This window comes from Desulfomicrobium orale DSM 12838 (assembly GCF_001553625.1).
Lineage (GTDB): Bacteria > Desulfobacterota > Desulfovibrionia > Desulfovibrionales > Desulfomicrobiaceae > Desulfomicrobium > Desulfomicrobium orale.
In genome coordinates, this window is the sequence record NZ_CP014230.1 from 815,517 (window position 1) to 837,995 (window position 22,479).

Here is a 22,479-nt window from a genome sequence, read left to right on the forward strand (position 1 = left end):
GTGTTGCGGAGTCTCACCCCGCAACCCGCCAAGGGCAGCCCCTGACCCGTTCCGGATGGAAGGTTCTCCGGCTGTGCGCGGATTTTCCGGAAGCCGGGTGACGGCGGAAAATGGAGAAAAACGAATGCGGTGTGTTTCACTTTTTGTGTTGTGGCTTGTGCTTCTTTTGGTTCCGGCCGGAGTTTTCGGCGGAGAAGAGGACGACAGGGTTTTCCGTTTTACCCTCACACCCTGGACCGAGCCGGGCCTGTCCGCGCCCGAGGCCATCGGCCAGCTGGTTCTCCGGGACGGAGTGACGGTGCCTGCGTTCGTTCTTTCCGTGGATGACGCTGCAGAAGACGGCCTGGTCCGCCGGAAACCGGAACGCATGAGCCTTGACGCCGCCGTCAAGGTGCAGTTCGCCGCACGCCTGGCCGCGTATTACACCGGCTACTGGGGCAGGGAGGGCTGGCTTCTTGCGCCCGCGACCTGGAGGCTGATGCGCGCCCAGGCGGGAATGAACGGGTCCGCCGTTTTCGTATTCGCGCCGCCCAGAGGCGAGACGGGTTTTCTGTCTTTTCAGAGCACCGGGGCATGCGCGGGCTGCGCGGCGATGGAGGCCAGCCTCTATTTCCCGGATATCCGGGCTCAGGTGGAAGAAGAATACGGCATGGCTTATACATCTTCCGAGCCGCCGCTGGACTCCATCGTCGATATCCGGCCTCACACCAGGGCCTGGCGCGTCGTGCTCGGCGGGAGAAATATCGACGGCATTACATTCTACAATGGGGACAGCGACGATCCTTTTTTTACCTGGAGCGTGAGCCTGCCGGATCAGGACGGGGATCTGGCCACGCCGGTTCTGAACTGGCTGTTGCCGCCCCAAAAGTAGCCACTGTCGCCATTTTTCAGTCCGGCCGTGCCGGAGACCGCCGGTTGTCAGCGGATACCGGAACGGGTAAGAGCCGGGCTTCAGATCAACCTGATTTTACGGGGAAATTCCGTGGATTTTACCGAAACAGAACGCAGAATTCTGCGTATCGTTCAGGACACCCTGCCCGACAGCGCCACTCCCTTCGCGGATATCGCTGCTCAGGTGGGCAGCACCGAGGAAGAGGTGCTGGATCTTCTGGAGCGGCTCAAAAAAGGCGGGCAGATCCGCCGCTTCGGGGCCACGCTGCGCCACCAGCAGGCGGGCTACGGCTTCAACGCCATGGTGGCCTGGTATGTGGAGGACGGCGTCGATATCGATGAAGTGGGGCGGATCATGGCCAAACGGCCGGAGATCTCGCATTGCTACCTGCGGCGCAACTGCATGGACTGGCCGTACAATGTCTACACCATGATCCACGGGAAAAGCCGCGAGGACTGCATGCGCGTGGTGGAGGAATTGTGCCGGCAGACGGGCGTGACACAGTACGACACCCTCTTCAGCCACAAGGAACTGAAGAAAACATCCATGCAATATTTCTGACGGAGCGGACCATGAGCGTTTCACAGGAGCTTTTCCAGCAGGCGGCGCGAGTCATTCCCGGCGGTGTGAACAGTCCGGTGCGGGCGTGCAAAAGCGTGCAGTGCGAGCCGCTGTTCATCGCCTCGGCCCAAGGTAGCAGGCTGACCACCGAGGACGGCCGGGAAATGATCGATTTCGTCATGTCCTGGGGTCCCATGCTGCTTGGGCACAATCATCCGGAAGTGGCCACGGCCATTGCCGCCGCGGCCGCCAAAGGCACCAGCTTCGGCGCGCCGTGCCGTCTGGAGGTGGAGCTGGCCCAGGCCGTGGTGGACGCCGTGCCGGGCATCGACATGGTCCGCATGGTCAACTCCGGGACCGAAGCGACCATGAGCGCACTGCGTCTGGCCCGGGGCTACACCGGCCGAAACGGCGTGATCAAATTTCACGGCGGCTACCACGGCCATGCCGACTCCTTTCTGGCCAGCGCGGGCTCCGGAGTGGCCACGCAGTCCATTCCGGGAACTCCGGGAGTTCCCGAAGACGTGGTCCGGCATACGCATCTGGCGCACTACAACGACCTGGAAGCGGTCCGCCGTATTTTCGAAACCTGCGGGGATGTGGCCGCCGTCATTGTCGAGCCCGTGGCCGGGAACATGGGCCTGGTTCCGCCTGCGCCCGGATTTCTGGAAGGCCTGCGCGCTCTGACCAGGGAACACGGCGCTCTGCTCATTTTCGATGAAGTCATCACCGGGTTTCGGGTCAGTTTCGGCGGAGCGCAGGCCGCCTTCGGCATCGAGCCGGACTTGACCTGTCTGGGCAAGATCATCGGCGGCGGATTGCCTGTGGGCGCTTACGGCGGCAGGCGGGAGATCATGGAAAAGATCGCGCCCAGCGGTACCGTGTATCAGGCCGGGACTCTTTCGGGCAATCCGCTGGCCATGGCCGCTGGCCTTGCCACCCTCAGGCTGCTGGCCGGGCAGGATTACGCGGGTCTTGCGGCGCGCACGGAGGTGTTTTCCCTCGAACTGGAGAACATCCTGCGCGGCAAGGGCCTGCCCGTATGGCGGAATCAGATCGCGTCACTGTTCACCATTTTCTTCACGGAGATGCCGGTGACGGATTTTCCCTCGGCCCAAAAAGGGGACGCCCGGCTTTTCGCATCCTTCTACCGCCAGATGCGGGAGCGGGGCGTATATCTCGCTCCATCCGGATTCGAATGCGCCTTTACCTCCTTCGTCCATTCGGAACAGGATCTGGAGCGTGCACTGGATGCGGCCCGCGCGGCGCGCTTCTGAGGCATCCTCAGGCATTCTTGACTGAAGACTGACAAGGGCTGTATGAAAGTTCGGCTTGTGCTCTTTGTAACTTTTCTCTCCGGAGGTAGGAAGAGGATGAAAAAATCACTGTTGACAGGCTTGGCCTGCGCGGCGCTGCTGTCTTTTGCCGCCGCCCCCATGCTGTCCGCCGCTGATGCTCCCGGCGACGATTATGTCATCACCGCGCCCGAGGGCATGAAGGTCAAGGAGAAAGACGGCAAGCCCGGAAAATTGCAGAAGGCGGTGCCGTTTCCGCATTCCAAACATGCGTCCGTTGAGTGTGCCGAATGTCATCACACCATGGAAAAGGACGGGGGGGCCATCAAGAAGTGTACGACTTCCGGCTGTCATGACTCTCTGGAGTTTCGGGACAAGGCCAATGCCAAGGACATCAAGCTGGTGGAAAACGCTTACCACAAGCAATGTATCGACTGTCACAAGAATCTGAAGAAGGAAAAGAAGCCCACCGGCCCCACCGCCTGTGGCAAGTGTCACACGAAGTAGCGCGCGTATTTCCGTTTTCCGCGACAGCACAAGCGAAAGGTTGTTTCCTGGTTCGCCCCTCCACGAGGACCGTGTGAGGGGCTTTTTTTTCCATCCGGAATAATGTAGCCGGAACCAATGCTTTTTGACCGGAAGGCAAAAAAGTGCCCTTCACGTCTCCAACGTCTCAGTAGAGGATTACGATATGGCTACCAGACCCAACATTGATGGCGACTCTTTCATTGATGACGATATTATCGATCTTTCGGAAACGGAAATCGTGGAAGAAGGGCGGTCTGCTCATTTTCGGTCCGATACTTTTCCCGGTGAGAATGGTATTGACTTCGGAGGGCTGGATGATCTGCTGGCGGAAGAGAGTGCTCCGGCCGCCGGGCCGGGGACCGCTCGTTCCGGTCTTTCCCACCCGTCGTCTTCCATGCCCTCCGCATCCGATACCGACCTGGATTATCTGGATGACATGCTGACCTCGCTGCAGGCTCCTCCTTCGCCTGAAGCGAGCAGTCTCGATGTTCTCCTCGGAGACATTCATCTGGACATACCCGAGATGCCCGCTCCCTCCGCCCGGCCGGCGCCTTCGGCCCCTGCTCCGGCAAGGGAGAACGTTTCGCCGTCATTTGAAGTTCCCGGGCTGGGGGCAGATTTGTTCGACGCACCGTCCGAAGCGCCTCATGACGCTCCCCGGGATCCTTTCGATTTTTCCACCGGCGAACTGGATTTTTCGCTGCCTGATCCCGGCATTGGAGACGCATTGTCCGGGGCCCTGGCCGACGATTCTCTTCCTGGAAATCCGGAAAGCGCGACGCCTCCGGCTCCGGAACGCCAGATCCCCGGAAAGAGCGCGACCGCCAAGGAAGTGACCGTCACTGACCTGGAGATCATCAGCGCCCGGCTGGATGTACTGGAGGGACTGGCCGCCGGAGCCGAAGGCCCGGCTCTGGACCCCGCCCAGGTGTTGGCTGCATTGCCGGAAAATCCGGGTGAGCTGCCCTTTGTCGCCGCCCTGCGCGCAGACATTCTGGGGGAAGCGGGCCGTCTGGCCGAGGAGAAAATTCAGGCCGGGTCAGTCGCCCCGCAGGTGGAAGAACTGCGCCGGGCGCTGGATGCGCTTTCGGCCCGTCTGGAAGTTCTTGAAAATCGCCCGGAGGCTCCCACTCGCGTGGAAGCGGAGCAGATTCTGGCTGCGTTGCCGGAAAATCCGGGTGAGCTGCCCTTTACCGCCGCCCTGCGCGCGGACATTCTGGGAGAAGCGGACCGTCTGGCCGAGGAGAAGATCCAGGCCGGGTCATCCGCCCCGCAGTTGGAAGAGCTGCGTCAGGCTTTGGACACCCTGTTGGTCCGTTTCGAACTGCTTGAAGGTCGGCCCGTGGAGCCGGGCCGCATCACGACGGAACAGATTCTGGCCGCATTGCCGGAAAATCCAGGTGAGCTGCCCTTCACTGCCGCCCTGCGTGCGGAGTTTTTTGGAGAAATGGACGAGTATGTGTCCGTCTCGACGGGCAATATCGACGATCTGCAGCAGGCCGTGGACGCCCTGCAGGACCGGGTAGCGACCCTGAACGAATCTCAGGCCAGACTGGCCGCCACACCCATGCATGCAGCGCCCATTCAGGAGCTCGGGGCGGAACTGGCCGCGCTGCGTGAGACTCTCCAGCAGCAGGAGAATACCCTGAGCAGCCTGCGGGAAGCGCTGGCCGCAAAGGATGCGGAAATCGCCACATTGCGCGCAAGCGAGGAGCTTTTGCGCAGGAACCTCGACGAATCTGACCGGGTAAGAGCGGAATCGCTCAATGCCTTGAGGACGGATTTGGAGACTTTTGTACAGGAACAGGTTCCGGAGGCCGCGGCGAAGATCATCCGGGAAGAAATTCAGGGATTACTGCGGGACATGGATTCCTGACCGGCCAGTGACCCTCCTGCTCGACGCGGGGCGCGGCCTGTGCTAGAGACGGAAAAAAGAAGGGAGGGCTGCACAGGTTTTTCTTTCCTTTTTACCGCCCGGTTTCCCCAAGGCAGGTCGATACCATCCCCCCGGGCGGTTTTTTATGATCCCGCCGCGTTCAGATTGCCGTCCGCCGATAGAAATTGTCTGCTGCGCTTGCAGGGCGTCGCGTCTTAAGCCCCGGGATCTGTGCGGACCAGTCGATACGCAATGCTCTTGACCCAACCAGAGGTTTTCATGGATCAGGCTCAAAAACAGGCCCTGCAAGTCACCAAGGAAATCGTTGTCAAATTTATCGAAGTGGGTCGCATCTCCCCCGCCAATTTTTCCGAACATTTCGCTCCCATTTACGACGAAGTCTATAAGACGGTGACCGGCTCCGGTTCCGAGGACAGCGGCGTTGCACCCGAGTGATCACGGCCGGCGCGTGGCCGCTCTGTTCGACGGCATTGCGGGCTGGTACGACTTCCTGAACCATTTTTTGAGCGCCGGGCAGGATGTGTTCTGGCGGCGGCGGCTAGTTCGCCATGTATGCCGCCGTTCTGCGCCCGTCGTTCTGGATCTGGCGGCGGGCACTCAGGATGTGAGCCGGGAGATTCTCCGCCAGTGCCCTGAGGCCCGCGTGCTGGCCATGGATTTTTCCCGGCCCATGCTCCGCGCCGGGGCGGGGAAGACTGCCGCCCTGCCGGTACAGGCCGACGGCCGCGCCTTGCCCCTGCCCGATACCTGCGTGGATGCCGTGACCATCGCCTTCGGCATCCGCAACATCGTGCCCAGGGCCGATGCCTACCGGGAAATCCTGCGTGTGCTTGTTCCGGGCGGCCGGCTGTGCATCCTTGAATTCGGCACGGGGCGGGCCAGAATCTGGAAAGGGCTCTATAATTTTTATCTGAGTTCGGTGCTGCCGCGCATCGGACATTTTTTTTCCAGGGATCCGGGCGCCTATCAGTATCTGGCGGATACCATCCGCGCTTTCCCCGACGCCGGAACCCTGTGCCGCGAACTGCTGGAAGCCGGCTTCGACCGGGTAGGCTGTCGGCCTTTGAGTTCCGGCATTGTGTACATTCACGTGGCACAGAAACCTTTTGTGAGGACACTATGATCAGTTTCGAAGACATCGTTTCGGGCAAATCCGCCGTGGCCGTGGTCGGCCTCGGTTATGTGGGATTGCCTCTGGCCGTGGCCTTGAGCCGGCATTTCCGGGTCATCGGGTTCGACATTTCGGAAGGACGCGTCGCCGAGCTGCGCCGGGGCGAGGATTCCACGCGCGAGGTGGAGCCCGCCGCGTTGGCGGAAGCGAAAGTCAGCTATACCAGCGATCCTGCTCAGCTGGCCCAGGCCGGGGTCATTGTGGTGGCCGTGCCCACGCCCATCGACGGTAACCGCAAGCCCGACCTGCGCCCCGTGGTGGGCGCGAGTTCCACCGTGGGCGCGCACATGTCCGCCGGGGCTGTGGTGGTCTATGAATCCACCGTGTATCCCGGCCTGACCGAGGAAATCTGCGTGCCCATCCTGGAAGAACGCTCAGGTCTGACCTGCGGGAAGGATTTTACCGTGGGTTATTCGCCGGAGCGGATCAATCCCGGCGACCGGGTGCATACGCTGGAGCGCATCGTCAAGGTGGTGTCGGGGCAGGACGAACCCACAGCGGATCTGCTGGCCCGGCTCTACGGGACCATCATCACGGCGGGAATTCACCGCGCTTCCAGCATCAAAGTGGCCGAGGCGGCCAAGGTCATCGAGAACACCCAGCGGGACCTGAACATCGCTCTCATGAACGAACTGGCCCTCATTTTCGACCGCATGAACATCGACACCACGGAGGTGCTCCAGGCTGCGGGCACCAAATGGAACTTTCTGCCCTTCAAGCCGGGTCTGGTGGGAGGACACTGCATCGGCGTGGATCCCTACTATCTGACCTTCAAGGCCGAATCCATGGGCTTTCATCCCCAGGTCATCCTGGCGGGCCGCCGCATCAACGACGGCATGGGCAAATTCATCGCGGAAAAGACCGTGAAGGCCATGATCAACGCCGGATGCCAGGTGAAAGGCGCGCGTATCGGCCTGCTGGGGCTGACCTTCAAGGAGGATGTGCCGGATCTGCGCAACAGCAAGGTGGAGGATATTCTGCGCGAACTCCATGACTATCATGTGGAGGTGCTGGTCCATGACCCTCTGGCCGATCCGGAAGAGGCCAGGAAGGAATACGGAGTGATCCTGCAGCCCCTGACGGCGCTGCGCGATCTGGACGCCTTGATTCTGGCCGTGTCGCACGCGGAATTCGCGCGCATGGATGCGGCCGCGCTGCAGGCCATGTTCCGGTGCCCTGAAGCCGGAATCGTCATGGATGTGAAAGGATGCCTGGACAAGACGTCTCTCTCGGGGCTGACCTACTGGCGGCTGTAAATCTGAAGGGAAGCATGCGTCTTCGGACCGGTTTCAGAGGCTCTGGCGTCCGGAACCGGTCTTTTTTGCGGAATGCCTGGCTGTGTCCGCAAGATGTTTTCAAAACCCGCAACCATTCTGGAACCGGCCGCCGATGATCATCCTCGCCTGCGCCACGGAACGGGAACTCCGGGAGATGCTGGCCGGGCTGGAAAAGCCCGTGGAAAACGGTGCTGTACGCGTGGCCGGCTGCCGCATCCTCCCCTGCGTCACGGGCGTGGGGCCTGTCGCTGCGGGGATCAGCGCGGGAGAGGCGCTGGCCCGGCATCCGGAGGCTACAGGCATGATCAATGCGGGCATCTGCGGCAGTTTCGATCCGGAACGCTTCCCTCTGGGCGGAATATGCGTGGCCCGGAAAGAAGTCTGGCCGGAGTACGGCGTGCGCACGGATGTGGAAACAACACCTCTCGATTACCCGATGTTTCCGGATATGGAACTCGATGCGGCCAACGAGCTGCGCCTTGATCCGGTATTCTGCGCCGGAGAAATGAACCTTCGCCTGCCGGAAGCCTGGAGCCAGGGCGTGAGTCTGACCGTGGCCGGGGTGAGCGGCTGCCCCGGCCGTGCGGATTTTCTGCGCGAGCGGTACGGTGCGGCCACGGAAAACATGGAAGGGTTCGCCCTGGCCCTTGCCGCGCGGCGGCGGGGGATTCCGTTTCTGGAAATCCGCACCGTCTCCAACCTTGCGGGAGAGCGGGACAAAAAGAAGTGGAATTTCCGGCAGGCCTTCGCCTCTCTCCGGAGTGTTTTGCCCATGATGCTGGAGGGCGCATGAAAGTCCTGTCCGTGGCCGTGTCCCCCTGCCCCAACGACACCTTTATTTTCGGCCCTTGGGCGCTGGGCTTTACGCCGCATCCGGCCGGACGGGACAGCCGTTTTTTCTGGCATGACGTTCAGGAACTGAACCAGGGGGCTCTGACCGGCACCTGGGATGTGACCAAGGTCAGCGCGGCCACGGCCCTGCGCCTTGGCGCCACGCACGGGATTCTCTCCTGCGGCGGGGCCTTCGGGCTGGAGCACGGCCCCAAGCTGGTGGTCCGTTCCGGCTGGCGGGGAACGCCCCAGACCATCGCCGTGCCCGGTCTGGATACCACGGCCATGCTGGTGCTGAAGGCCGCTTTGTCCCATCCCTTCACACCCATACCCATGGTTTTCGACCGCATTGTGGACGCGGTGCTCGCAGGTCGGGCCGACGCGGGTCTGCTCATTCACGAAACGGCCCTGGTGTATGGCCGTTACGGGCTGGATCTGCTGCTGGATCTGGGCGCATGGTGGCGCGAGCATACGGACGGCCTGCCCTTGCCGCTGGGATGCATCGTGATCCGTCGCGCTCTCGGAGCCGGATTGCGGGAGACCGTCGAAGAATGCATCCGGTCCGCCATTCTCTTTGCCCGAGAACATCCCCAGGCCGTGAGGCCTCTGGTGGCGGCCCTGGCCAGAGAGCTTGACGCCGCCACGCTGGACCAACATATTGCCGCTTACGTCAACGATTTCAGCCTGGATATGGACACCAGCGGCAAGGCCGCTCTCGATACGCTGCAAACTTTTCGGAACCGCCCATGAACAATGGCATCGCACAGCTTAAGACCGCTTTTCTGAACGAACTTCCCGCCATTGACCGCGCCATCCAGGCCAGCATCCGGGAGCTTCCGCCCCTGGTCCGGCCTGTGGCGGAGCACGTCATGAATGCCGGAGGCAAACGCCTGAGGCCCATGCTGACCATTCTTTTCGCCCGGGCCGCAAATTTTCAGGGGGAGGCCCCGCACTCCCTGGCCTGTGCCCTGGAGTTTCTGCATTCGGCCACCCTCATGCACGACGATATTCTGGACAACGCCGAACTGCGCCGGGGGCGGCCCGCCGCGCACACCCTGTTCGGTGTGCCCGCCACCATCCTGGCCGGAGACGCGCTGCTGGCCTTGGCCAACGAAATCGTGGCCTGTTCCGGCAATCCGGCTCTGACATCCTGTATTTCCCGGGCCATCATGCGGACGGCCGCCGGGGAGATCATGGAAATCGCCATGCTCCGCAATCCCGGCGTCACCCGTCAAGAATATATCGAAATCATCACCGGCAAGACGGCCTATCTCATTCAGGCGGCCTGCGAGTTCGGTGTTATCGTTGCGGGCGGGGACGAAGAGGCCCGCAGCCGGGCCCGCCTGTTCGGACTGAATCTGGGCATCGCCTTCCAGCTGGTGGACGACGCCCTGGATTATACATCCGCTGCGGAAACTTCAGGCAAGCCTCTGGGCGGCGATTTGCGCGAGGGCAAATATACTCTGCCTCTGCTGCTTTATCTGGAATCCCTGCCCGCAGCCCGGCGCGGGGTTCTGGTGGAGGAACTGTCCGGCGCCGATCTGCCCGGAACCCGTCAGGACGCCATTGTGGCCGATGTGGCCGGCGGGGGCTTCGCCGAAAAAACCAGACAGGAAGCGGGAATGTATCTGGACCATGCCCGCCGGGCACTGGAGGGTTTTCCGGCGTCTTCGGAAAAGGACATCCTGCTGGCCATGGCTGATTTCGTGCTGATCCGGGAAAAATGACCGCTCTCCGCCGGGGCTGTCTTGCAAAAATTTTTCCGGCCCCTCAAATCATCGGACGGCCGGATGTTTCCAGGCCAGCCAGTATTCTCAACATGTTCAGCGAGGAGAACACACATGCCCGTCCGCGTCGAAGTGGCCTTGCGTCCGGCAGTGACCGACACCCAGGGGAACAAGACCGCCCATAAGATCCGGCACGAGCTGGGGCTGGCCGTGGACCGGGTGCGCATCATCCGGGTGTACACCATCGAGGGGCTGAGCACGGCCCAGATGGAGGAAGCCATGGCGGCCTGCGCCCTGCACGACCCGGTGCTGCACGAGGCCCGCATGACCCCTCTGGCCGGGAACTTCGACTGGATCATCGAGGTGGGGTTCCGCCCCGGCGTCACGGACAACGAGGGCCGCACGGCCGGGGAAGTCCTGCGCACGGTGCTCGGACTCTCCGGGCGGGACGTGGCCGTGTACACTTCGACCCAGTATCTGATTGACGCCCGTCTGGACCGGGAACAGGTGGAGCGCATTGCCAGGGATCTGCTGGCCAACGAGCTGATCCAGCGTTTCCAGATCGCGGACCGGAACGCCTGGGCGGCCCGCCCCGGCTTCCCGGCCCGTACCGCCGCCGTGACCGGCGCGGCCTCCGCCGAGGTCGCCGTGGTGGATTTGCACGCTCTGGATGACGACGGCCTCATGCGCCTGTCCAGAGAAGGCGTGCTGGCTCTCAATCTGGAGGAAATGCGCCGCATCCGCGATTATTACGCCGAGCCCGCCACCAGGGCCCGCCGCGAGACCCTAGGGCTGCCCGGCGCTCCCACTGACGCGGAACTGGAATGTCTGGCCCAGACCTGGTCCGAGCACTGCAAGCACAAGATCTTCAGCGCCCGCATCGAATACGAGGACCGCGCCGCGGGTATGTCTTCTGTCATCGACAGCCTGTACAAGACCTGCATTCAGGGCAGCACCAGGCTGCTGCGCGAACGCATGGGCGCGGAGGACTTCTGTCTGTCGGTTTTCAGGGACAATGCGGGTGTGATTCGTTTCAGCGACGACATGAACGTCTGTATCAAGGTCGAGACCCACAACAGCCCCTCTGCCCTGGACCCTTACGGCGGAGCCTTGACCGGCATCGTGGGCGTGAACCGCGACCCCATGGGTACGGGCCTGGGAGCCAATCTTCTGTGCAACACCAACGTGTTCTGCTTTGCCTCGCCCTTTCACGATGCCCCGCTGCCGCCCAGACTGCTGCACCCGCGCCGGGTGTTTGAAGGCGTGCGTGAGGGCGTGGAGCACGGCGGCAACAAATCCGGCATTCCCACCGTGAACGGGGCCATTGTCTTTCATGAGCGCTTCCTGGGCAAACCTCTGGTTTTCTGCGGCACCGTCGGCACCATGCCGCGTCTGGCGGCGGGGCGGCCCAGTCATCAGAAGAAAGCCTTGCCCGGCGACCGCATCGTCATGGCCGGAGGACGCATCGGCAAGGACGGCATCCACGGCGCGACTTTTTCCTCTGAGGAACTGCACGAAGGCTCTCCGGCCACGGCCGTGCAGATCGGCGACCCCATCACCCAGCGCAAAATGTACGACTTTCTGATGCGGGCCAGGGATCTGGGCCTCTACAACGCCATCACCGACAACGGCGCGGGCGGACTCAGTTCTTCAGTGGGAGAAATGGCCCAGGACTGCGGCGGATGCGACATGGATCTGGCCCGGGCGCCCCTCAAGTACGACGGCCTGCGGCCCTGGGAGATTCTGGTTTCCGAGGCTCAGGAGCGCATGACCCTGGCCGTACCCCCGAAGCATCTGGATGAATTCATGGCTCTGGCGGCGGAAATGGATGTGGAGGCCACGGATCTGGGCGAGTTCACCGATTCCGGCTATCTGCACGTGCGCCACGGCGACCGCGTCGTGGCCGATCTGGATATGGCCTTCCTGCACGACGGCGCTCCGCAGCTGCGGCTTAAGGCCGTGTGGGACGGCCCGTCAGGCGGGATCGGGGAGAACGCTGAGCATATCTCCGACCATCAGGCCTTTCTGCACGACATGCTCGGCAGGCTGAACATCTGCTCGCGCGAGTATGTCATCCGCCAGTACGACCACGAGGTGCAGGGCGGCAGCGTCATCAAACCTCTTGTCGGCGCCCGGAACGACGGTCCTGCCGACGCGGCCGTGATCCGCCCCGATCTGGGCAGCCCGAGGGCTCTGGTCATTGCGGCGGGCATCTGCCCCAAACTGAGCGATCTGGATACCTACTGGATGATGGCCTGCGCCATTGACGAAGCCGTGCGCAATGCCGTGGCCACGGGTGCGGACATCCGTTACATGGCCGGAGTGGACAATTTCTGCTGGTGCGATCCGGTGCAGTCCGAGAAAACGCCCGACGGCCACCATAAGCTGGCTCAGCTGGTCCGCGCCAACCAGGCCCTCAGCCATTACTGTCTGGCCTACGGAGTGCCCTGCATCTCCGGCAAGGACTCCATGAAAAACGACTACACCGGAGGCGGCGCGAAGATCTCCATTCCGCCCACGGTACTGTTTTCGGTTCTGGGGGTCATCGATGACTGCTCCAAAACCATGACTTCGGATTTCAAGGCTCCCGGCGAGCTGATCTATGTTCTCGGGCTGACCGGAAACGAGATGGGCGGCTCGGAATACGCCGGGGCCCTCGGCCTGGGAGGGCAAGTCCCGCAGGTGGATGCCCTGTCCGCGCGTCTCCGTTACGAGCGGATGTTCATGGCCGTCCGGGAAGGGCTCGTCACTGCGGCCCACGACATTTCCGATGGCGGTCTGGCGGTGGCCCTGGCGGAAATGGCTCTGGCCGGACGCACGGGAGCATGTGTGGACGCGGCGAAAGCGCCGCATCTGGACTGCTCGGTGGAACAGATTCTCTACAGCGAATCGGCCAGCCGGTTCGTAGTCACGGTCAGGGAAGGTGACCGGGCGGCGTTCGAGAATCTTTTCGCCGGGGATTTTCTGGGTTGCCTGGGACATACCACGGACGACGAGCACCTGACCATCGGCGCGGGAGAGAAAGAACTCCTGCGTGTTCATGTGGAAGCGCTGGCCGCTTCCTGGAAGAAGACGCTGGATTTCTAGCGCGGGGGGCCTGCTCCGAAGCCCGGAGCGGGTCTGTCACCTCAGATCAACGGAGGATAGAATGTCGAGCGTGAAAAGACTGTGTTACTGCGTCAACAACGAATGGCGAACCAGCGCGACGGACAGGTACACGCCGGTGATGAACCCCAGTACCGGGCGTCAGATCGCCGAGGCCCCCGTCTGCCTGCCGGACGAGGTGGAATCCGCCGTACAGGCGGCCAAAGCCGCTTACCCCGCCTGGGCCGGCAAGCCCGTGGGAGTGCGCACCCAGATTCTGTTCCGCTTCCGGGAACTGGTGAACCGGCACTTCGAGGACCTGTCGGTGCTGCTGGCCACGGAGATGGGCAAGAATCTGGATGAATCCCGCGGCGACGTGCACAAGGTCGTGGAAGCCTGCGAAGTGGCCGTCAGCGCACCCATGGAAATTCAGGGCTACTCCCTGATGGAGGCCACCCGGAGCCATGATATCAGCCTGTACCGGGAGCCGGTGGGCGTATTTCTGGGCATCGCTCCGTACAACTTTCCGGCCATGATTCCCTTTGGCTGGTTCATGCCCCTGTGCCTCGTGGCCGGGAACACGATGGTCATCAAGGCCGCCAGCATGGTCCCCCAGACGGGCATGCGGCTGCTCGAACTGCTCATCGAGGCCGGGCTGCCCGAAGGCGTGGTCAACCTGATCACATGCAGCCGTCAGGAAGTGAGCAGGCTGCTGTCCCATCCCGACATCCGGGGCATATCCTTCGTGGGCTCCACCTCCACCGGTGTCAAAATCTATTCCGAGGCCGCGGCCGCAGGAAAGCGGGTGCAGTGCCTGACTGAGGCCAAGAATCACGCTCTGCTTCTGGAGGACGCGCCTCTTGAATGGTCCGCCCAGCGGATCATTAACTCCGGTTTCGGGTGCGCCGGGCAGCGGTGCATGGCCCTGCCCGTCGTGGTGGTTCAGGAATCCGTGGCCGACCGCTTCGTACAGATCCTGAAAGGCATGGCCGAGCGGCTGGTGGTCGGCGCGGCCTACGATCCGACCACCCAGCTCGGCCCGGTCATCAACGCCGCGCACAAGCAGTCCGTGATCAACTGGATCGACAAGGGCGTGGCCGAAGGGGCCTCTCTGATTCTGGACGGCCGCAAGTGCGCACCCAAGGGCTTTGAGGACGGATTTTTTGTCGGCCCCACAATCTTCGACCATGTTGCTCCCGGCATGACCGTCGGCGATCAGGAAATCTTCGGGCCGGTGGTGTGCATCAAGCGGGTCAGGGATTTCGAGGAAGGGCTCGGGCTCATGAACGCCAACCCCTTTGCCAACGGCTCCTCCATCTTCACCCAGAGCGGCCACTACGCCAGAGAATTCGTCCGGCATACCGATGGCGGCATGGTCGGAGTCAATGTGGGCATCCCCGTGCCTTTGGCCTTTTTCCCCTTTTCCGGAAACAAGCAGTCCTTCTTCGGCGACCTGCATGTCCTGGGACGGGACGGCCTGCGGTTCTACACCCGGACCAAGTCCGTCACCACCAAGTGGGTTTCGCCCCGAGAAATGGGCGAGGCCCAGAATCGGGTCAGTACCTGGGAGGGCACCATCAACCGCGATCTTTAGACACGCTTTCTTGCGGGTTTTCATCGCGCCGGCGGCCGGAGAGACTTCCGCGTCCGCCGGCGCGATTTTTCCGGTCAGTCTGAAATGCTGTCGGCGTACGTCCATCTGGCCCAGTTGCCGCTGGGCAGATCCAGAACGCCGGTTCCGCCGCGCAGGAGCATTTCCCCGCAGTCCAGCACCTCCGGATCAAGGGTCTGTTCCAGCAGATTTCTGAGCACAATGGGCGAGAAGCCCGGCGTGTGCGAAGTCAGGATCACAAAGAGCGGCCTGTCGCTCAAGACCTGGCGGACCAGTTCCAGCGTTTCGCGTACGTTTTTCTCGACCTTGTACAGTTCTCCGCGTTTGCCCCGCCCAAAGGACGGCGGGTCCAGAAGCACGCAGTCGTATTTGCGGCCGCGCCGCGCTTCCCGGCGCAGAAAAGCGCCCACGTCGTCCACGATGAAACGGATTCCGGAGCTATCCAGACCGTTCAGGGCCGCATTGGCCCGGGCCCATTCCACCATGCCTCTGGACGCATCCAGATGGCAGCACCGGGCTCCGGCCCTGGCTGCGGCCATGGTGGCGCCGCCGGAATAGGCGAAAAGATTCAGAAATGCGGGCGGTTCCCGGCGGCGGGCCGCGGCATCGGCCACGCTCCGGGCGATCTGGTCCCAGATGTCCAGAGTTTCGGGGAAAATGCCCAGGTGTCCGAAGTCCGTGGTGGACAGACGCATGCGCACTCCGCGTACAGAGATCTCCCAGGCTCCGGGCAGTCGTTCACGGCCGTGCCAGTTCAGGCCGTCCTTGCGGTCAAAGGAAGCGCTGGCGCTGTCCCACAGTTCGGGCCGTGCCGGTTCCCATACGGCCTGGGCGCAGGGGCGGCTCAGGATCACGGGGCCGAAGCGTTCCAGCTTCCGGCCGCCGCCGCTGTCCAGCAATTCGTAGTCGTCGGGGATGTGCATGCCGCCTCCATACGCGAAAACCCTTCCGGACGTATGTCTGGAAGGGTTTGTGTTCGTGGTGGGCGATACGGGATTTGAACCTGTGACTTCCACCGTGTGAAGATGGCACTCTCACCACTGAGTTAATCGCCCGAAGTGAAGAGCGTTTAGCTTCGGCTTCGCTGGACTGTCAAGAAATTCCCCGCCCGGGCTACAATTTTCTTTGCAGCTCCAGAAAAGCGTACGCATCGGGCGCGAACACCCGGTCCCCGCTCATGCCGGTGACATCCAGAAAGCCGAGCTTGATCCAGAAGCGCAGGGCGTTCCAGTTGCGCAGGGCGACTCCGACCCTGATCCGGCGCAGAGAGGCCTTCCGGCACAATTCCTCCAGCCGCAGGCATACTTCCCGCCCCAGCCCCCGGCCCTGAACGGATGGATGCAGAAAGAGTTCGCCGATGTACAGGGTCCGCACCTGCGGGTAGCCGATATACAGGCTGAGCAGACCGGCCACTCCGGGCGTGGATGGAATACACAGCGTCAGATTGTGGAGCAGTTCGGGCCGTCCGCTGGGCGGCAGGTTTTCCCCGTGCAGGAATTTCGATGTCATCTCCCGGGCCTCGCTTTCCCGGTCCAGCAGGCGCAGCAAGGGTTCGTTTCCGGCATAAACGGCCAGAACGCTCCCTTCGTCCGCCGGTGTCGCCGGGCGGGCCAGAAGATGTGTGGTGCGGAAACTGTCGAATGTCATCGCAAGAAGAAGGTCAGCCGCCAAGTTCTTTGCTTCGTCTGGCGGAGGCGGCGACCGCCTGATTGACCGCGAAACGGAAGCGGTGTTCGTCCAGCGCGTTGAGCCCGGCAATGGTGGTGCCTCCGGGGGAGGTGACCATTTCCCTGAGGAGGGCTGGATGTGTTCCTGCTTCTCCGGCCATGGCCACGGTGCCGGATAAAAGGGCCTGGACCATTTCCGTGGCCTGCGGTCTGGCCAGCCCCAGCGTTACGCCTGCGTCGATGAGGGCTTCCATGAAGGCGAAAATATAGGCCGGACCGGAACCGATGAGCCCCGTGTATGCGTCGAAAAGCCGCTCCGGCAGGGCGTGGGCCTTGCCGATGGCCGCGAACATGGACATGACCGAGGCCTTGGTTTCGTTGGTCAGCAGAGCGTGGTCCAGACACAGGGCGTAAACGCCCCTGCCGATCATGGCTGGCGTGTTGGGCATGACGCGGACCACTGAAGCGCGCTGGCCGGCCCACTCCACAAGCTTTTCCAGAGTGATGCCCGCCGCGATGGATATGATGCAGGTTTCCGGCCGGATGGCCGGTTCCAGATCCGTCAGCACGGATCGCATGATCTGCGGCTTGACCGCCAGAAGAAGCATGTCCGACTGCCGGGCCACATCCCGCCCTGTCGGCAGGATATGCATGATGTCCGACTGCCGGTTTCGTGTATCCTCGTCCGGGTCGTAGCCGAACATGTGGAACATCCCGGCCGGGGCGAGTCCCCGGGCGATGGCTCCACCCATGTTGCCAAGGCCGATGATTCCTAGCGTCTTCATCATCCCACCAGTTCCAGTGTGCTGAAAAAATAGGCGATTTCCACGGCGGCGGTATCCGGTCCGTCCGATCCGTGGCAGGAATTTCTTTCCACATCCAGAGCGAATATTCTGCGGATGGTGCCTTCGGCCGCGTGGTCCCTGTTGGTGGCTCCCAGCAGCTCGCGGTATCTGCGGATGGCGTCGGCCCCTTCGAGGCACATGACCACGCACGGCCCGGAACTCATGTACTCTGTCAGACTGGCGAAAAAAGGCCGTTCGCGGTGCACGGCGTAGAACCCTTCGGCCTGGGATCTGCTCAGGCGGAGCATTTTCATGCCCACGATACGCAATCCGGTCTGCTGGATGATGCGGATGATTTCGCCCTGCAGGTTGCGTTCTACGGCGTCTGGCTTGATGATGGCGAGGGTCCGCTCCATGGGGTTCTCCTTAACATGGTTCGAATAGTTCTGGACTTTCTACCTGTTGCGCGGGAAAAATACAAGAATGCTGGACGGCTGAGTGAGATATTTCACCGCCCGGCGGAGAAAATGGTTGTTCTCTCGCGCCGCTGTCAGCTATGGTCGCTCTGAAGCCTTTGACATGCAAGGAGGAAAGCATGAGCAAGAAGCGTCTGTACGAGATCATCTACGAGGTGAGCCGGACCGTGAACTCCAGCCTGGACCCGGCCGAGGTGCTGCACCGTATTGCCGAGCAGGTCACGCGGGCCATGAATGTGAAGGGCTGCTTCATCCGTCTGCTGGACCGTTCCGGCAAGATTCTGAAACCGGCCGCCTATCATGGGCTGAGCGAACGTTACGCCAGAAAGGGCGTGGTTGAAGTGGCCAAAAGCGGCCTGGACAGAGAGGCTTTTGCCGGGAACGTGGTCCAGATCCCGGACGCTGGCACGGATGCCCGCTTCCAGTACGGCAAGGAAGCCGCCGAGGAAGGGCTGGTTTCTGTTCTGGTGGCTCCCATGTTCGTGGAGGGCACCCGGCCCATTGGCGTACTTCGGGTGTATACGGGTGAAAAAAGGGAATTCGGAGCCGAGGATATCGGCTTTTTGCAGGCTATTGCCGACATCTCGGCCATCGCCATCGAAAACGCGCGTATGCACCAGACCCTGAAGCGCCAGATGGATCTGATCAAGGCCTACGATTATCAGGTGTTCGAGGACTAGCGCCGTTTTTTTCCGTGAAGAATATGCGTCTGGGGAAGCCCGGTTCGATGTGCAAGGCGTGTGGCCGGTCGTGAACCATTCCCCTTCGCCTGAGATTTTTCGAAACAGCTTTCACAAAAAATTATAGCTCAACAGATGAGGGAGCCTGATCTATGGGAAAAACACGTATCGGAATCAACGGGTTCGGCCGTATTGGCCGCCAGGTGCTGAAGACCATCTGGGAGCGGCACCGCGACACTCTGGAAGTAGTGGCTATCAACGATCTTTTCGACACCAAGACCAACGCGCATCTTTTGCGGCATGACACCTCCTACGGTAAATTCGCCGACACGGTGGATGCCACGGACGATATCATCCGCGTGAACGGGGAGTGGGAAATCCATAGTTTCGCCCAACGCGATCCCAAACTCATTCCCTGGAAAAGCTGCAACGTGGACATCGTGATCGAGTCCACAGGCATTTTCCGGACCGGTCCGACGGCCGGGCAGCATCTGGAAAGCGGCGTCAAGAAGGTCATCATCACCGCGCCTTCCAAAGAGGAGGATTTGACGGTGGTTCTCGGCGTAAATGAGAAGGAGTATGATCCGGCCAGGCACCATGTCGTTTCCAATGCGTCCTGCACCACCAACTGCCTGGCCCCGGCCGTAAAGGTCATGCATGAGAAGTTCGGCGTGGCCAAGGGTGTTTTGACCACGGTGCACGCCTACACCAACGACCAGCGCATTCTGGACCTGCCGCACAAGGATCTGCGCCGGGCCAGAGCGGCCGCCTGCAACATGATTCCCACCTCCACCGGAGCAGCCAAGGCCGTGGCCAAGGTCATTCCGGAAATGGCCGGGCGCTTCGACGGCTATTCCGTGCGCGTACCCGTTCCCGCCGTGTCCCTGGTGGATTTTGTGGCCGTTCTGGAGCGCGATACCACCGCCGACGAACTGAAGGCCGCCTTCAAGGACGCGGCGGAAGGAGCATTGAAAGGTATTCTGGGGTACTCCGAAGAAGCTCTTGTTTCTTCGGACTTCATCGCCGATCCGCGTTCCGGCGTGGTGGAGGCTGACTTTACCACTGTGCAGTCGGGCAATCTGGCCAAAGTGCTGATCTGGTACGATAACGAATGGGGCTATTCCTGCCGGGTGGCGGACTTGGCGCATCTGATGGCCCAGAAAGGTTTCTGATCATCTCTTGAGGCGCAAAAAAGGCGGCTTTCGGGCCGCCTTTTTTGTTGTCGGGAGATACGCGGGCGGACCCGCCTTTTCAGCGCATGAGATAAAAGCCCAGATCGCTGTCGTAGCTTTTCTGGTCCACGAATTGACAGCCCACATAGCGGTCCCGGGCGTACTTCACCTGTGCCAGACGGATGATCTCCGTTCGCTTGGCGTCGTCCAGACGGAAATGCATCTTGACGAGGCGGTTTCTGGTCAGGGTGTGGTACAGCATGGTGGTGAAGGCCGCTCCGTTCAGAGACAGGTTTTCCAGCAGGATGTCTCCAGCTTCCTGGTTGTCCGGGTCTTCGTAGCGTCCGGCCAGGCGGACGCTTTTACGGTAATGCTGACGGCGTTCCGTGGTCTGCTTCTCTTCGTTCAGGAGCGAGAAAAGGTTGCTGGCCATGCTCCGCAGCTTCCGGAATTCGGACTCATGGGGCTTGTTTACGCCGGGGATGCTCAAAAGGGCTGAAAAGTTTTCCCGGGTTCCGCTGTGTACATCCAGAGTCACAGACAGATTCGCTATGTCTCTTGCCGCACACTCGGAAGCGATTTTCATATTGACTCGTTCTTTGGCCTCGCGGGCGGCTGCTTCTCCCGTGTTGGGCATGATCACCGCAAGCTGCTTGGCCCCGATCCGGCATGGGATATCGGCCTTGCGGGATTCGCTGAGGAGAACGCTGCCCAGGATCTTAAGAAGTTTGTCGCCCATGCGCATCCCGTGTTCGGCGTTGATGTCCCTCAGGTTATCCAGAGTCAGGATCAGAACGCTCGACGGTATGTTGTAGCGGCCGCATCTTTCGATTTCACTGTGCATATGCCGGAGGAAACAGCGCCTGTTGGGGAGTCCCGTGAGAGTGTCCGTTTCGGAGAGGCGTTTCATCGCTCTGAAATAATAGACTCTTTCCAGGGCGAGAGAGGCCAGATTGGCGATACTTTCCAGTTCTTTCAGATTGTCGGGCGTAAAAGTGACTCCGCGATAGCTGTCCATGACTTCCATGACGGCATAGACGAGATCGCCACTTCTTAAAGGTACGGCCATAATGGAAGTGACATCCTGGGTTTTCGCTGTCAGCCACTGCGTCTGGAAGCGCGGGTCTTCCCCGGTATCCTCCACGAGCAGGGACGTGTCCGTTTCCGCCACCCATCCCGCGATGCCCTTGCCTTTGCGCAGCCTTTTTCCTTCGAGCAGCTCCCGTTTGGCACCGACAACTTCGGAAAATACCAGCTCGCGGCTATCCGGCTCCACCAGCAGGACGGCGAAATGCTTGGCCTGGAAATACTGGGCCACATGGGTGCAAAGCTCGCTCAGCGTCCGTTGGATGCTGGGCGGACCGGAAAGATTTCGCAGTGCGTTCAGAAGCGTGTCGAGGCAGGATGAAAATCCGGAGGCATCCATGAATATCTCCTTGGCAGAGCCTGAGGCTCTGGGGATGGACGGTGCATCAGGTGATTCTATTTCCCATTATTGATACACGGTTATATGTCAAATATCCTGTAGCCTGCAGACGACGATTTCCGAGCTCCGCGTTTTTGCCCAGCTTTCCAGAGCGGCCAGCGTGGATGGGTACGGGTGCCCGATGACGACGGCCGTGCCGTTTTTTCTGGCCAGGGTCTCCGCTTTCTTGAGTTGCAGCATGATAGCGTGTTCCTTGGGCGTGTTGTCCAGAAAAATGTGACGTCTGTACTGGCGCATGCCTAAGGCCGCACTGACGCTGGCTACACATGTTTTGGGCGTGGTCACGCTGTCCAGAAAGAGTTTTCCGCGTCCTTTGAGGTGGGCCAGAATGATGTGCATGGCTTTCCTGTCCTGGGTCAGCCTGGAGCCCATGTGATTGTTCACTCCATCGACTTCCGGCAGGCGGGCGAGGTTGGCGGCCAGGATCCGTTCCAGCTCTTCCGGAGACATGTCCACGCGCAGGGTGCCCGGCCCGGAATCGGCCTTTTGCGGGTACCCTTCGGGTTCGCAGGGAAGGTGCAGGAGCAGCTCCAGATTTTTTTGCCGGGCCACAGCGGCCACTTCCCGCGCCTTGGTGTTGTACGGCAGCACGGAAAACGTGACCGGAAAGGGCAGTCCGGCCAGGCGGCGGGCTACGGCGGTGCTTTCACCGAGATCATCGATGACGATCACCAGTCTGGGAGCCGAGCCGGAGAAGGCGGACTGCTCCGGCGGCATCGTCAGCGGAAGAAACAGATGGTGGGTAGGCTCCCCGAAAATGGAGATTTCCAGATCCCGTGGGTTTTCATTGACCGTCCCCAGCCGGGCGTCGGGAGCGAGTCTGTCCAGATTCCGGCGCAGTTCCGCCAGAAAGGGAAAAATATCCTGCTGCTCGCCGATGGTCAGATTCTGGTAGAAAAACTCCTGCCCGCCGTACTTGCGCGCTTCCACTGTCTTGTGGCGAAGCATGCTCTGGGATTGCCCCACAGCGGTCAGGGATTGCAGAATAGCCAGATCCACCTGCCGGACTTTGGCTTCAAAATCATCGGGCTGGACTTCATACTCCCGCGGCGGCTTTTCTTCCCCGGACGGGCCAGGCGGCACGGGCGGCTGCGGTACGGCCGGGCGTTTGGCCGGGGAAGATGGCTTGGTCGTGGCACCCGCAGACACGGGGGACTTTTCTTCAGAACGCGGCGGAACCTGAGACATCCGCAGCAGTGTGAATAGCGTCAGCCCGGCCAGGGCCACAACGGAGAGCCAGAGAAGGGCTCTGAACAGGGGAAACCGGGAACGGGAGCGCCTGGCCGGAGCTTTTCTGCGTTTTCGTTTCTTGGGCGGCATGGAATAAAAAAGCCGGGC

21 protein-coding genes and 1 tRNA gene are annotated in these 22,479 nt (G+C 61.5%); 15 read left to right on the forward strand and 7 right to left on the reverse strand.

The features are described from left to right. Nucleotides 1-124 precede the first annotated feature (124 nt). From AXF15_RS03640 to AXF15_RS03695, 13 genes are all read left to right on the forward strand, one after another. Nucleotides 125-871 carry a DUF4850 domain-containing protein gene (locus AXF15_RS03640; RefSeq protein WP_169793587.1) on the forward strand — a complete coding sequence of 249 codons (747 nt, stop codon included), beginning with the start codon at nt 125-127 and terminating at the stop codon, nt 869-871. 111 nt (nt 872-982) lie between these two features. Next, complete coding sequence (gene ahbB / locus AXF15_RS03645) at nt 983-1,453, forward strand: siroheme decarboxylase subunit beta (RefSeq protein WP_211259005.1); 471 nt, start codon at nt 983-985, stop codon at nt 1,451-1,453. 11 nt (nt 1,454-1,464) lie between these two features. Next, nucleotides 1,465-2,730 (forward strand): glutamate-1-semialdehyde 2,1-aminomutase, encoded by a 1,266-nt coding sequence (gene hemL / locus AXF15_RS03650; RefSeq protein WP_066603449.1) that lies wholly within the window; start codon nt 1,465-1,467, stop codon nt 2,728-2,730. Between the two features lie 96 nt (nt 2,731-2,826). Then, the gene (locus tag AXF15_RS03655) at nt 2,827-3,255 is read left to right on the forward strand and encodes a cytochrome c3 family protein (protein WP_066603452.1); all 429 of its coding nucleotides are present in this window, start codon (nt 2,827-2,829) and stop codon (nt 3,253-3,255) included. A 184-nt stretch (nt 3,256-3,439) separates the two neighbouring features. Further along, nucleotides 3,440-5,152, forward strand: a complete 1,713-nt coding sequence (locus AXF15_RS03660) for a coiled-coil domain-containing protein (RefSeq protein WP_066603453.1) — start codon at nt 3,440-3,442, stop codon at nt 5,150-5,152. A 279-nt stretch (nt 5,153-5,431) separates the two neighbouring features. Next, nucleotides 5,432-5,608 (forward strand): hypothetical protein, encoded by a 177-nt coding sequence (locus tag AXF15_RS14235; protein WP_169793588.1) that lies wholly within the window; start codon nt 5,432-5,434, stop codon nt 5,606-5,608. Further along, nucleotides 5,595-6,296 (forward strand): ubiquinone/menaquinone biosynthesis methyltransferase, encoded by a 702-nt coding sequence (locus AXF15_RS03665; protein ID WP_066603454.1) that lies wholly within the window; start codon nt 5,595-5,597, stop codon nt 6,294-6,296. The genes AXF15_RS14235 and AXF15_RS03665 overlap by 14 nt, the downstream gene beginning before the upstream one ends. Beyond that, nucleotides 6,293-7,600: a nucleotide sugar dehydrogenase gene (locus AXF15_RS03670; RefSeq protein WP_066603456.1), complete on the forward strand. Its 1,308-nt coding sequence runs from the start codon at nt 6,293-6,295 to the stop codon at nt 7,598-7,600. Before AXF15_RS03665 ends, AXF15_RS03670 begins: the two co-directional genes overlap by 4 nt. A 133-nt stretch (nt 7,601-7,733) precedes the next feature. Beyond that, the gene (gene mqnB / locus AXF15_RS03675; protein ID WP_066603458.1) at nt 7,734-8,414 is read left to right on the forward strand and encodes a futalosine hydrolase; all 681 of its coding nucleotides are present in this window, start codon (nt 7,734-7,736) and stop codon (nt 8,412-8,414) included. After that, a complete protein-coding gene (locus tag AXF15_RS03680; RefSeq protein WP_066603460.1) occupies nt 8,411-9,202 on the forward strand; it encodes a 1,4-dihydroxy-6-naphthoate synthase in 792 nt (263 codons plus the stop codon). Before mqnB ends, AXF15_RS03680 begins: the two co-directional genes overlap by 4 nt. Beyond that, entirely contained in the window at nt 9,199-10,179 is a 981-nt protein-coding gene (locus AXF15_RS03685) for a polyprenyl synthetase family protein (RefSeq protein ID WP_066603462.1), read from the forward strand. Before AXF15_RS03680 ends, AXF15_RS03685 begins: the two co-directional genes overlap by 4 nt. A 114-nt stretch (nt 10,180-10,293) precedes the next feature. After that, nucleotides 10,294-13,266, forward strand: coding sequence for a phosphoribosylformylglycinamidine synthase subunit PurS (locus AXF15_RS03690; RefSeq protein ID WP_066603464.1), 2,973 nt, complete (start codon nt 10,294-10,296; stop codon nt 13,264-13,266). Between the two features lie 70 nt (nt 13,267-13,336). Beyond that, nucleotides 13,337-14,857 (forward strand): CoA-acylating methylmalonate-semialdehyde dehydrogenase, encoded by a 1,521-nt coding sequence (locus AXF15_RS03695; RefSeq protein WP_211259006.1) that lies wholly within the window; start codon nt 13,337-13,339, stop codon nt 14,855-14,857. Nucleotides 14,858-14,931: 74 nt separating this feature from the next. Here AXF15_RS03695 and AXF15_RS03700 read toward each other — a convergent pair whose 3' ends face one another. The 5 genes from AXF15_RS03700 to ndk form a co-directional block, all read right to left on the reverse strand. Beyond that, on the reverse strand, nt 14,932-15,798 hold the full coding sequence (locus AXF15_RS03700; protein ID WP_066603474.1) for a class I SAM-dependent methyltransferase: 867 nt from the start codon (nt 15,796-15,798) through the stop codon (nt 14,932-14,934). 56 nt (nt 15,799-15,854) lie between these two features. Further along, nucleotides 15,855-15,930, reverse strand: a tRNA-Val gene (locus AXF15_RS03705). A gap of 58 nt (nt 15,931-15,988) precedes the next feature. After that, nucleotides 15,989-16,522, reverse strand: a complete 534-nt coding sequence (locus AXF15_RS03710; RefSeq protein ID WP_066603477.1) for a GNAT family N-acetyltransferase — start codon at nt 16,520-16,522, stop codon at nt 15,989-15,991. Between the two features lie 13 nt (nt 16,523-16,535). Continuing rightward, complete coding sequence (gene proC / locus AXF15_RS03715; protein WP_066603479.1) at nt 16,536-17,330, reverse strand: pyrroline-5-carboxylate reductase; 795 nt, start codon at nt 17,328-17,330, stop codon at nt 16,536-16,538. After that, nucleotides 17,327-17,743: a nucleoside-diphosphate kinase gene (gene ndk, locus AXF15_RS03720; RefSeq protein ID WP_066603484.1), complete on the reverse strand. Its 417-nt coding sequence runs from the start codon at nt 17,741-17,743 to the stop codon at nt 17,327-17,329. Before ndk ends, proC begins: the two co-directional genes overlap by 4 nt. A 179-nt stretch (nt 17,744-17,922) precedes the next feature. Here ndk and AXF15_RS03725 point away from each other — a divergent pair, with 179 nt between their 5' ends. Together AXF15_RS03725 and gap are read left to right on the forward strand one after the other, a co-directional pair. Further along, nucleotides 17,923-18,483: a GAF domain-containing protein gene (locus AXF15_RS03725; protein ID WP_066608644.1), complete on the forward strand. Its 561-nt coding sequence runs from the start codon at nt 17,923-17,925 to the stop codon at nt 18,481-18,483. A gap of 152 nt (nt 18,484-18,635) precedes the next feature. After that, a complete protein-coding gene (gene gap / locus AXF15_RS03730; RefSeq protein WP_066603487.1) occupies nt 18,636-19,655 on the forward strand; it encodes a type I glyceraldehyde-3-phosphate dehydrogenase in 1,020 nt (339 codons plus the stop codon). Nucleotides 19,656-19,734: 79 nt separating this feature from the next. On the opposite strand, the gene AXF15_RS03735 is transcribed toward gap, so the two are convergent. Together AXF15_RS03735 and AXF15_RS03740 are read right to left on the reverse strand one after the other, a co-directional pair. Continuing rightward, nucleotides 19,735-21,081: a diguanylate cyclase gene (locus tag AXF15_RS03735; RefSeq protein ID WP_066603490.1), complete on the reverse strand. Its 1,347-nt coding sequence runs from the start codon at nt 21,079-21,081 to the stop codon at nt 19,735-19,737. 87 nt (nt 21,082-21,168) lie between these two features. After that, entirely contained in the window at nt 21,169-22,461 is a 1,293-nt protein-coding gene (locus AXF15_RS03740; RefSeq protein WP_066603493.1) for a divergent polysaccharide deacetylase family protein, read from the reverse strand. Nucleotides 22,462-22,479 lie beyond the last annotated feature (18 nt).

Bases quoted from the DNA above. Each gene is read 5' to 3' on its own strand.
- AXF15_RS03685 (WP_066603462.1), top strand. From the start codon at position 9,199: ATGAACAATGGCATCGCACAGCTTAAGACCGCTTTTCTGAACGAACTT.
- AXF15_RS03655 (WP_066603452.1), top strand. From the start codon at position 2,827: ATGAAAAAATCACTGTTGACAGGCTTGGCCTGCGCGGCGCTGCTGTCT.
- AXF15_RS03725 (WP_066608644.1), top strand. From the start codon at position 17,923: ATGAGCAAGAAGCGTCTGTACGAGATCATCTACGAGGTGAGCCGGACC.
- AXF15_RS03640 (WP_169793587.1), top strand. From the start codon at position 125: ATGCGGTGTGTTTCACTTTTTGTGTTGTGGCTTGTGCTTCTTTTGGTT.
- gap (WP_066603487.1), top strand. From the start codon at position 18,636: ATGGGAAAAACACGTATCGGAATCAACGGGTTCGGCCGTATTGGCCGC.
- AXF15_RS03660 (WP_066603453.1), top strand. From the start codon at position 3,440: ATGGCTACCAGACCCAACATTGATGGCGACTCTTTCATTGATGACGAT.
- AXF15_RS14235 (WP_169793588.1), top strand. From the start codon at position 5,432: ATGGATCAGGCTCAAAAACAGGCCCTGCAAGTCACCAAGGAAATCGTT.
- AXF15_RS03670 (WP_066603456.1), top strand. From the start codon at position 6,293: ATGATCAGTTTCGAAGACATCGTTTCGGGCAAATCCGCCGTGGCCGTG.
- AXF15_RS03690 (WP_066603464.1), top strand. From the start codon at position 10,294: ATGCCCGTCCGCGTCGAAGTGGCCTTGCGTCCGGCAGTGACCGACACC.
- AXF15_RS03700 (WP_066603474.1), bottom strand. From the start codon at position 15,798: ATGCACATCCCCGACGACTACGAATTGCTGGACAGCGGCGGCGGCCGG.
- hemL (WP_066603449.1), top strand. From the start codon at position 1,465: ATGAGCGTTTCACAGGAGCTTTTCCAGCAGGCGGCGCGAGTCATTCCC.
- AXF15_RS03740 (WP_066603493.1), bottom strand. From the start codon at position 22,461: ATGCCGCCCAAGAAACGAAAACGCAGAAAAGCTCCGGCCAGGCGCTCC.
- proC (WP_066603479.1), bottom strand. From the start codon at position 17,330: ATGATGAAGACGCTAGGAATCATCGGCCTTGGCAACATGGGTGGAGCC.
- mqnB (WP_066603458.1), top strand. From the start codon at position 7,734: ATGATCATCCTCGCCTGCGCCACGGAACGGGAACTCCGGGAGATGCTG.
- AXF15_RS03680 (WP_066603460.1), top strand. From the start codon at position 8,411: ATGAAAGTCCTGTCCGTGGCCGTGTCCCCCTGCCCCAACGACACCTTT.
- ndk (WP_066603484.1), bottom strand. From the start codon at position 17,743: ATGGAGCGGACCCTCGCCATCATCAAGCCAGACGCCGTAGAACGCAAC.
- AXF15_RS03710 (WP_066603477.1), bottom strand. From the start codon at position 16,522: ATGACATTCGACAGTTTCCGCACCACACATCTTCTGGCCCGCCCGGCG.
- AXF15_RS03735 (WP_066603490.1), bottom strand. From the start codon at position 21,081: ATGGATGCCTCCGGATTTTCATCCTGCCTCGACACGCTTCTGAACGCA.